General features: G+C 61.3%; 11 protein-coding genes. 10 read left to right on the top strand and 1 reads right to left on the bottom strand.

All coding sequences use genetic code 11. From position 1 onward, the window contains the following. From AB7E35_RS14320 to bioB, 10 genes are all read left to right on the top strand, one after another. Positions 1–254 (top strand): cobalamin-dependent protein (locus tag AB7E35_RS14320; protein ID WP_428167797.1); only part of this gene is annotated, 254 nt, incomplete at its 5' end. Positions 255–303: 49 nt separating this feature from the next. Further along, positions 304–606, top strand: a complete 303-nt coding sequence (locus tag AB7E35_RS14315; RefSeq protein ID WP_428162458.1) for a ribbon-helix-helix protein, CopG family — start codon at positions 304–306, stop codon at positions 604–606. Between the two features lie 11 nt (positions 607–617). Beyond that, entirely contained in the window at positions 618–1,019 is a 402-nt protein-coding gene (locus AB7E35_RS14310; RefSeq protein ID WP_428167796.1) for a type II toxin-antitoxin system VapC family toxin, read from the top strand. A 27-nt stretch (positions 1,020–1,046) separates the two neighbouring features. Next, the gene (locus AB7E35_RS14305; protein WP_428162456.1) at positions 1,047–1,931 is read left to right on the top strand and encodes a restriction endonuclease; all 885 of its coding nucleotides are present in this window, start codon (positions 1,047–1,049) and stop codon (positions 1,929–1,931) included. Between the two features lie 9 nt (positions 1,932–1,940). Next, complete coding sequence (gene meaB / locus AB7E35_RS14300) at positions 1,941–2,981, top strand: methylmalonyl Co-A mutase-associated GTPase MeaB (protein ID WP_428162455.1); 1,041 nt, start codon at positions 1,941–1,943, stop codon at positions 2,979–2,981. Positions 2,982–3,007: 26 nt separating this feature from the next. After that, positions 3,008–4,540 (top strand): acyl-CoA carboxylase subunit beta, encoded by a 1,533-nt coding sequence (locus AB7E35_RS14295; protein WP_428162454.1) that lies wholly within the window; start codon positions 3,008–3,010, stop codon positions 4,538–4,540. A 408-nt stretch (positions 4,541–4,948) separates the two neighbouring features. After that, positions 4,949–7,003 carry an acetyl-CoA carboxylase biotin carboxylase subunit gene (locus AB7E35_RS14290; RefSeq protein WP_428167795.1) on the top strand — a complete coding sequence of 685 codons (2,055 nt, stop codon included), beginning with the start codon at positions 4,949–4,951 and terminating at the stop codon, positions 7,001–7,003. A gap of 59 nt (positions 7,004–7,062) precedes the next feature. Continuing rightward, on the top strand, positions 7,063–7,524 hold the full coding sequence (locus AB7E35_RS14285; protein WP_428162452.1) for a VOC family protein: 462 nt from the start codon (positions 7,063–7,065) through the stop codon (positions 7,522–7,524). A 74-nt stretch (positions 7,525–7,598) separates the two neighbouring features. Beyond that, a complete protein-coding gene (locus AB7E35_RS14280; protein WP_428162451.1) occupies positions 7,599–7,781 on the top strand; it encodes a hypothetical protein in 183 nt (60 codons plus the stop codon). Between the two features lie 107 nt (positions 7,782–7,888). Continuing rightward, positions 7,889–8,893: a biotin synthase BioB gene (gene bioB / locus AB7E35_RS14275; protein WP_428162510.1), complete on the top strand. Its 1,005-nt coding sequence runs from the start codon at positions 7,889–7,891 to the stop codon at positions 8,891–8,893. A gap of 86 nt (positions 8,894–8,979) precedes the next feature. Here bioB and AB7E35_RS14270 read toward each other — a convergent pair. Continuing rightward, positions 8,980–9,195, bottom strand: a 216-nt coding sequence (locus AB7E35_RS14270; protein ID WP_428167794.1) for a rhodanese-like domain-containing protein, incomplete at its 5' end; no start/stop codon positions are given.

The following is a 9,195-nucleotide window of genomic DNA, read 5'->3' as shown; positions in this document are numbered from 1 at the left end:
CCATCGAGAACGACGTGCACGCCGTGGGTGTTTCGACCCTGGCGGCAGGCCACAAAACGCTGGTGCCGGCCATCATCCAGTCTTTGAAAGACCAGGGCGCCGACGACATCATCGTGTTTGTCGGCGGTGTGATTCCGGTGCAGGACTACGAGCAGCTGTACGAAGCGGGCGTGAAGGGCATCTATGGCCCCGGCACGCCGATTCCGGCCAGCGCCAAGGATGTGCTGGAGCAGATTCGCAAGGCGCTTGGCTGATGGGTGTGGTTGAAATACAGTAATACTGCAATTCAATCAGGAGTGCGTCATGGCTGTATCCGTTCGCATGGACCCCTTGCTGGAAAAGGAGCTGGAGCAAGCTGCCAGGCGCCAGGGCGTGAGCAAGTCGCAATTCATCATCAGGGCTGTGGAGCGCGCGCTGGGGCGCAAAGACCCGGCGCAGCTTTACGCCCAGGTGATGGAGGAGGTTGCGCACCACCGTATCGGGAAAGGCGCAGCCGATGATGATTTGCCCTCGTATCAAGCGGCTTTGCGCCAAAGCCTGCGGGCTACCTACGCACGCCAGCAAGAAGAATTTGCCGAGTATCTTGCGCAAAAGGCAAAAAAGTGAATGTCTGCCTGATGGATGCAGGCCCCATGGTGGCTTTGTTTGACCCGCAAGATCGCTTCCATGCGCATTTTCGTCATGCGTTGCTGGAGGCAGACGCCCCTGTTCAACTGCACACCACTTGGCCCTGCATCACTGAGGCCAGCCATCTGCTCGGGCCTCGGTATCGCGTGGCACTGCTGCAGTGGGTTGCTGCGGGGGCCGTGCAGGTCTATCCGTTTGACAGCGCAGATTTGCCGGAGATGTGCAGCTGGATCACGCAATACACCCAGCAGCCGCGTACCGAGATGGATCTGGCCGATGCTTCCCTTTATTGGCTGGCCAACGAAACCGGCGTGACGCGGATTTTTACCGTGGATCTGCGTGATTTTTCGCGCTATCGACTGCCTGATGGGCGCAGTTTTGAGATTCTTTGAGGCTGTGCCTGTTTAGGAAAAATCTGCATGACACAGAAAAAACAACGCAGTGGGCCGACGTTTGTGCAGTGGTTTGGACCACTGCTTGATGCACTACGCGAGCTCGGTGGTTCGGCGACGCCCAAAGAAGCGGTAGATGCCGTGGGGCGCATTTGCAAAGTACCGCAATCGCAGAGAGAAGAAGTGCTCAAAACAGGGATGGAGCGCTTTGCCAATCAAGTCTATTGGGCGCGTCAATATCTTGTGTGGGCCGGGTTAATACAAAAAGAACGTCGTGGGGTCTGGACGTTAACTCCGCAAGGAACTGCGACACACCTGAGTGTGGAGCAATCGCTAGAAATTTTTTTGCGGGAACAACAAAAACACACAAAAGCAAGAAAGACAAAATCGCCAGAAGGAGCCGAAAAGGCAGATATTGCGGTTGAGCCAGAGGATTCTGAACAGTCTGATGAAGACCAAGAGTTCGAGCGATTTATAGCGGTATTGCAGTCTTTATCCGCGAGTGGATTCGAGCGGCTGTGTTTGCGCCTGCTGCGTGTTGCAGGATTTGATCGACTGGAAGTCACAGGGCGCGCTAACGATGGTGGCGTGGATGGTGTGGGTGTTTTGCAGGTCAATGATCTGGTGAGCTTCAACGTCGTTTTCCAATGCAAAAAATGGGTAGCTCCCGTTCCGCCCAAAGAGATACGTGACTTACGCGGCGCAATGGCTGGGCGGGCTGATAAGGCTATTTTTCTTACGACCAGCCATTTTTCTCAAAACGCCAAGGACGAAGCCATTCGACCAGGTGCTGATCCGGTGGAGCTGGTCGATGGTGAGAAGCTATATGAAATGTTCAGAAAATATGAGTTGGGCCTGCGTCCTCGCACGGTGTATGACATTGATAGCGCATTCTTTGATAATTTTCGATAAACCACGGTAATGTTGGACTTCACTCAATTACAAGCGCGCATCACTGGGCAAACGGGATCAGTTCAGCGCCGCGCCATGTCCAAGGCCATTACCCTGCTCGAATCCACCCGCGCCGACCACCGCGCGCAGGGCGATGCGCTGCTCACGCAGCTGCTGCCCCACACCGGCAAAGCTTTCCGCCTGGGCATCAGCGGCGTGCCGGGCGTGGGCAAATCCACCTTCATCGAGGCACTGGGCCTGTACCTGATTGGCTTGGGCCACCGCGTGGCGGTGCTCACCATCGACCCGTCAAGCACGGTGTCGGGCGGCTCCATCCTGGGCGACAAGACGCGCATGGAGCATCTGTCGGTGCATCCCCAGGCCTACATCCGCCCCAGCCCCAGCAGCGGCACCCTGGGCGGCGTGGCCGAGAAGACGCGCGAGGCCATGCTGGTCTGCGAAGCTGCGGGCTATGACGTGGTCATTGTCGAGACCGTGGGCGTGGGCCAAAGCGAGATTGCCGTCAACGGCATGACCGACATGTTCGTACTGCTGCAACTGCCCAACGCGGGCGACGACCTGCAGGCCATCAAGAAGGGCGTGATGGAGATTGCCGATTTGGTGGTCATCAACAAGGCCGACATCGACAAGAACGCCGCCACGCGGGCCGAGGCCCAGATTGCATCCAGCCTGCGCCTGTTGAGCCAGCACGGCAACCCCGAGCACGCCCACCACGATGAAGCCCTGTGGCACCCAAGAGTGGTGCAGATCAGCGCGCTGCTGGGGCAGGGCGTGGATGCGTTCTGGTCGGCCGTCACGCAGTTTCGGCAATTGCAAACCGCCAACGGCCGCCTGGCCGCGCGGCGCGAAAAACAGGCCCTAGCCTGGATGTGGGAGCGCATCGATGCGGGCCTCAAGCAGGCGTTTCGCCAGCATCCGCAGGTCAAAAAGCTGCTGCCGCAGTTGCAGGCCGAAGTGGCCGCGGGGCGCATTGCAGCATCGACTGCGGCAAGAAATCTGCTGATGGCGCAATCCGAACAAGTGCCAGAAACCACCAAGTCAACCGCATAAACAACTGAATTCACCAAAGGACGACCATGCAAGACATCCTGGATCAACTGGAGAAAAAGCGCGAGCTGGCACGCCTGGGCGGCGGGCAAAAGCGCATCGACTCGCAGCACGCCAAGGGCAAGCTGACGGCGCGCGAGCGCATCGAGCTGCTGCTGGACGACGGCACCTTTGAAGAGTGGGACATGTTCGTCGAGCACCGCTGCACCGACTTCGGCATGGAAGCCAACAAGATTCCCGGCGACGGTGTGGTGACCGGCTACGGCATGATCAACGGCCGCCTGGTGTTTGTTTTCAGCCAGGACTTCACCGTGTTTGGCGGCGCCTTGTCCGAGGCCCACGCTGAAAAGATTTGCAAGGTGATGGATCAGGCGATGAAGGTGGGCGCGCCGGTGATCGGCCTGAACGACTCGGGCGGCGCGCGCATCCAGGAGGGCGTGGCCAGCCTGGGCGGCTATGCCGACGTGTTCCAGCGCAACGTGATGGCCAGCGGCGTGATTCCGCAGATCAGCATGATCATGGGCCCCAGCGCGGGCGGCGCGGTGTACTCGCCCGCCATGACCGACTTCATCTTCATGGTCAAGGACAGCAGCTACATGTTCGTCACCGGCCCCGAAGTGGTCAAGACCGTGACGCACGAAGACGTGACGGCGGAAGAACTGGGCGGCGCCATCACCCACACCACCAAGAGCGGTGTGGCGGATCTGGCTTTCGAGAACGACGTGGAGGCGCTGCTCATGCTGCGCCGCCTGTACAACTACCTGCCGCTGAACAACCGCGAAAAAGCCCCCGTGCGCCCGAGCAACGACCCGGCCGATCGCGCCGACCTGTCGCTCGACACCCTGGTGCCCGACAACCCCAACAAGCCGTACGACATGAAGGAGCTGATCGTCAAAACTGTGGACGATGGCGACTTTTTTGAACTGCAGCCCGAATACGCCAAGAACATCCTCATCGGCTTTGCGCGCATGGAAGGCCAGACCGTGGGCATTGTGGCCAACCAGCCGCTGGTGCTGGCAGGCTGTCTGGACATCAAGAGCAGCATCAAGGCCGCGCGTTTTGTGCGTTTTTGCGACGCGTTCAATATCCCCGTGGTCACGTTTGTCGATGTGCCCGGCTTCATGCCCGGCACCAGCCAGGAGTACGGCGGCATCATCAAGCACGGCGCCAAGCTGCTGTATGCGTATGCCGAATGCACCGTGCCCAAGATCACCATCATTACGCGCAAGGCCTATGGCGGTGCCTATGACGTGATGGCTTCCAAGCACCTGCGCGGCGACGTCAACCTGGCCTGGCCCAATGCCGAAATCGCCGTGATGGGCGCCAAGGGCGCGGTGGAAATCATCTTCCGCGAAGACAAGAATGACCCGGTGAAGCTGGCCGCCCGCGAGGCGGAATACAAGCAGCGCTTTGCCAACCCCTTTGTGGCCGGCGCGCGCGGCTTCATCGACGACGTGATCCTGCCGCACGAGACGCGCAAGCGCATCTGCCGCAGTCTGGTCATGCTGCGCGACAAGAAGCTGGAAAACCCGTGGCGCAAGCACGGCAATATTCCTTTGTGAAGTCATGTCATCCGTCAGGGGGGACGGGGCTGCGCGGGCGCTTTGCTCCGTGTCCCCCGCGCCGTGCGCTCCTCCTTGACCTGCGTAAAACGCCCACACATCCCCGTGTTGGTGCGCCGCAGTTTCAAGGATGGAAAAACCTCCTAAGTAGCCATGGTTGGGGTGCGTTTGTCGCAGCGAGGTCAAGGAGGAGCCCGAAGGGCGGGGGACATGAGCGGAGATAAATGCACCCGGCCATGGCGGGCCCCAACGCCACCCAGTAAAGATTCCGGAGATTCACATGTTTACCAAAATCCTGATTGCCAACCGCGGTAAAAACGGCCGCGCAGCGGACGTTTCGACAAATCGTCTGCCACAGCCCGCTCAGCGGGCTACTACACGCAACCCAATCGCTTGAGGAGCTAAAAAATGTTTACCAAAATCCTGATCGCGAACCGGGGCGAAATTGCGTGTAGGGTCATCGCCACTGCCCAAAAAATGGGCATCAAAACCGTGGCGGTTTACTCCGACGCCGACAAGGAAGCCCGCCACGTCAAGCTGGCCGACGAGGCCGTGCGCATCGGCGCGGCGCCCAGCCGCGAGTCCTATCTGCTGGCCGACAAGATCATTGCCGCCGCCAAGCAGACGGGCGCGCAGGCCATCCACCCCGGCTACGGTTTTCTGAGCGAGAACGAAGCCTTTGCCCAGCGTTGCGAAGATGAGGGCATTGCGTTCATCGGTCCCAAGGCGCATTCGATTGCCGCCATGGGCGACAAGATCGCATCCAAAAAGCTGGCCAGCGAGGCCAACGTCAACACCATTCCCGGCTACAACGACGCGATTGCCGGGCCTGAAGCCGCCGTCGAGATCGCCCGGGCCATCGGCTACCCCGTGATGATCAAGGCCAGCGCCGGCGGCGGCGGCAAGGGTCTGCGCGTGGCCTTCAATGACAAGGAAGCGTTTGAAGGTTTCGCCAGCTGCCAGAACGAGGCACGCAACAGCTTTGGCGACGATCGCATCTTCATCGAGAAGTTTGTGCAGGAGCCGCGCCACATCGAAATCCAGATTCTGGGCGACAGCCACGGCAACGTGATCTACCTGAACGAGCGCGAATGCTCCATCCAGCGCCGCCACCAGAAGGTGATCGAAGAAGCGCCGTCGCCCTTCATCAGCAACGCCACGCGCAAGGCCATGGGCGAGCAGGCCGTGGCGCTGGCCAAGGCCGTCAAGTACCAGAGCGCGGGCACGGTGGAGTTCGTGGTTGGCAAGGACCAGGACTTTTACTTTCTGGAAATGAACACCCGCCTGCAGGTGGAGCACCCGGTGACCGAGTGCATCACTGGCCTGGATCTGGTGGAGCTGATGATCCGCGTGGCCGCTGGCGAGAGGCTGCCCCTGACGCAGCAGGATGTGAAGCGCGAGGGCTGGGCCATCGAGTGCCGCATCAACGCAGAAGACCCGTTCCGCAGCTTTTTGCCGTCCACCGGTCGCCTGGTGCGCTTCCAGCCGCCCGAAGAGAGCATGTTCCAGTCCGACACCAGCAAGAAGCATGGCGTGCGCGTGGACACGGGCGTGTATGAAGGCGGCGAGATCCCGATGTACTACGACTCGATGATCGCCAAGCTGATCGTGCACGGCCAGGATCGCAACGACGCGATCGCCAAGATGCGCGCCGCGCTCAACGGCTTTGTGATTCGCGGCATCAGTAGCAACATCCCGTTCCAGGCTGCGCTGCTGGCGCATCCCAAGTTTGTCACCGGCCAGTTCAACACCGGCTTCATCGCCGAGCACTACGGCAAAGGCTTTGCCGCCGAGGACGTGCCGCACGACGATCCGCTGTTTCTGGTGGCGCTTGCAGCGTACATGCACCGCCGCTACCGCGCCCGCGCCTCGGGCATCAGCGGCCAGCTGGCCGGGCACGAAGTCAAGGTGGGCGAGCAGTTTGTCGTCGTCTCCCTGGGCCACGAAGGCCAGAACCACCACCACGACGTGACCGTGACCGACTTCGAGATGGAAGGCAAAAACCGCTCCAGCGCAGTATCTGTGAGCGGTAAAAGCTATCAGATCAGTAGTACAGCCACCCTCGGCCAGATTCGTGTGCAGGGCAGCTGCAACGGCCAGGGCTTTACCGCGCAGGTCGAGCGCGGCGCGGGCAAGAACCCGTTGGCGCTGCGCATCAGCCACAACGGCACGCAGATCGAGGCCATGGTGCTGTCTCCGCTGGGCGCGCGCCTGCACCAGTTGATGCCGTACAAGGCACCGCCGGATCTGTCCAGATACCTGCTGTCGCCCATGCCGGGCCTGCTGGTCGATGTGGCGGTGCAGCCCGGGCAGAAGGTGCAGGCTGGTGAAAAGCTGGCGGTGATCGAAGCCATGAAGATGGAGAACATCCTCTTTGCCGCGCAAGACGGCGTGGTGGGCAAGATCGTGGCGGGCAAGGGCGAGTCGCTGGCGGTCGATCAGGTGATTCTGGAGTTTCAGTAAAAATTGCCTGCAGCAGCTGATGGAAAATCGCCGGCAGCTATCGATACAGAGGAATCCGAATGACCCGCCCCTTCAAAGTGCTGGGCATCCAGCAAGTCGCCATTGGCGGCACTGACAAGCAGCGCATGAAAACCCTGTGGGTGGACATGCTGGGCCTGACCCAGACTGGCACCTTCCAGAGCGAGCGCGAGAACGTCGATGAAGACATCCTGGCCATGGGGCAGGGCGCCCACAAGGTCGAGGTGGACATCATGCAGCCGCTGGATATCGACAAAAAGCCCGCGGTGCACGCCACGCCGCTCAACCATATCGGCTTGTGGATCGACGATCTGCCCCGGGCTGTGGAATGGCTCACCGCGCAGGGCGTGCGCTTTGCGCCGGGCGGCATCCGCAAGGGCGCGGCGGGCTACGACATCACTTTTTTGCACCCCAGGAGCAATGAGCAGTTTCCGATTGCGGGCGAGGGCGTTCTGATCGAACTGGTGCAGGCCCCGCCCGAGGTGATTGCCGCGCTGGGTTGACGCTTGCTTTGGCGGCGCCTTCGATGTACACGGGGTCTCTGAGTTTGTTAGATACCTTCGCAGGAGCAAGACAAATGGACAGACGACAGATAGACGACCGTCGCAGCGGACACGACCGGCGCCAGATTGATCAAGGCCCTCCGACCATTTTTGAGCGGCGCAACGGCGTCGAGCCACGCCAGCCCGAGGTGATCGAACTGGAGCTGAGCGAGGAAGAGCTGAGAAAACTGGGCTTTCTACCCCAGCGACCCAAGTAGCGCCCGACCACACCGACTTTTTTGACTTGTCTTTTTGCGCATTCGTGACGCACCATCCTGAAAGATTGCCCGTGACCCTCACCGCTACACCATCCATCAGTCAGCCCATGCAGTTGCACCGCCGCGTTGCCCCTGCCGCAGTGCAAGGCCCGTGGACGGTTGATGCCATACAGGCCCTGCTCGACAAGCCCTTGTTGGATTTGCTTTTTGAGGCGCAGACGGTGCACCGCCAGCACTGGCCCGCCGGCGACATCGAGCTGGCCACCTTGCTGTCGGTCAAGACGGGCGGCTGCCCCGAAAACTGTGGCTATTGCCCGCAATCGGCAGAGTTCGATACCGGCGTGAAGGCGGAGAAGCTGATGAGCGTGCAAGAGGTGACCCAGGCCGCCCAGGCTGCCAAAGACGCTGGCGCCACCCGCTTTTGCATGGGCGCCGCCTGGCGCGCGCCCAAGGATCGGGACATCGAAAAGATGAGCGAGCTGATCACCGCCGTCAAAGACCTGGGACTGCAGACCTGTGCCACGCTGGGCATGCTGCAACCGCACCAGGCGCAGGCGCTGCGCGATGCTGGCCTGGACTACTACAACCACAATCTGGACACTGCGCCCGAGTACTACCAGGACGTGGTCAGCACCCGCCAGTACCAGGACCGGCTGGACACCCTGCGCCATGTGCGCGACGCGGGCATCAGCGTTTGCTGCGGCGGCATCGTCGGCATGGGCGAAACGCCCGTGCACCGCGCCGGCCTGATCGCGCAGCTGGCCAACCTGAACCCCTATCCCGAATCGGTGCCCATCAACAGCCTGGTGCGCGTGCCGGGCACGCCGCTGGCCGACAGCGAACCGGTGGATCCGCTGGACTTTGTGCGCGTGATCGCCGTGGCCCGCATCACCATGCCCAAGGCGCGCGTGCGCTTGTCCGCCGGTCGCCAGCAAATGGGCGAGCCGGTGCAGGCGATGTGCTTTCTGGCGGGTGCCAACTCCATCTTTTATGGCGACAAGCTGCTAGTCACCGGCAACCCCGATGTGGAGGCAGATGTGCAATTGCTGGCCAAGCTGGGGCTGCAAGGCACACGCACCCAGGGCGACGAGCAAAGCGGCTGCTGCGACTGAGATGCTGCGTTATTGATAGCTTTCGGCGCTCGTAAAACTGCGGCTAGAGGCTGAAAGGGCCGCCAGTCATCCACGCGCCTCTCAGCTCAAGCGCGTTCGATGGGCAGGCCCAGCTGCAGGGCCACGGCGCCTGCGCTACCGCCGTTGGCCACCTGGGTGTAGCCCTGCGCGCGCAGCCACTGCGCTGCCACGTCCGAGCGCGCGCCAGAAACGCAGCACAGAACCAATGGTGCGTCGCGCTGGGGCAGTACGCTGGTGACGCGCTCGGCCAGCTCGCTCAGCGGCAGGTTGATGGCGCCTGC

This window comes from Diaphorobacter sp., assembly GCF_050251835.1.
In the GTDB taxonomy this organism is placed as follows: Bacteria; Pseudomonadota; Gammaproteobacteria; order Burkholderiales; family Burkholderiaceae_C; genus JBFXIE01.
Note: the sequence above shows the minus strand (reverse complement) of the source record. Positions and strands in the feature narration are given on the sequence as shown.

Bases quoted from the DNA above. Each gene is read 5' to 3' on its own strand.
- AB7E35_RS14310 (WP_428167796.1), top strand. From the start codon at position 618: ATGGATGCAGGCCCCATGGTGGCTTTGTTTGACCCGCAAGATCGCTTC.
- AB7E35_RS14290 (WP_428167795.1), top strand. From the start codon at position 4,949: ATGTTTACCAAAATCCTGATCGCGAACCGGGGCGAAATTGCGTGTAGG.
- AB7E35_RS14305 (WP_428162456.1), top strand. From the start codon at position 1,047: ATGACACAGAAAAAACAACGCAGTGGGCCGACGTTTGTGCAGTGGTTT.
- AB7E35_RS14285 (WP_428162452.1), top strand. From the start codon at position 7,063: ATGACCCGCCCCTTCAAAGTGCTGGGCATCCAGCAAGTCGCCATTGGC.
- AB7E35_RS14315 (WP_428162458.1), top strand. From the start codon at position 304: ATGGCTGTATCCGTTCGCATGGACCCCTTGCTGGAAAAGGAGCTGGAG.
- meaB (WP_428162455.1), top strand. From the start codon at position 1,941: ATGTTGGACTTCACTCAATTACAAGCGCGCATCACTGGGCAAACGGGA.
- bioB (WP_428162510.1), top strand. From the start codon at position 7,889: ATGCAGTTGCACCGCCGCGTTGCCCCTGCCGCAGTGCAAGGCCCGTGG.
- AB7E35_RS14280 (WP_428162451.1), top strand. From the start codon at position 7,599: ATGGACAGACGACAGATAGACGACCGTCGCAGCGGACACGACCGGCGC.
- AB7E35_RS14295 (WP_428162454.1), top strand. From the start codon at position 3,008: ATGCAAGACATCCTGGATCAACTGGAGAAAAAGCGCGAGCTGGCACGC.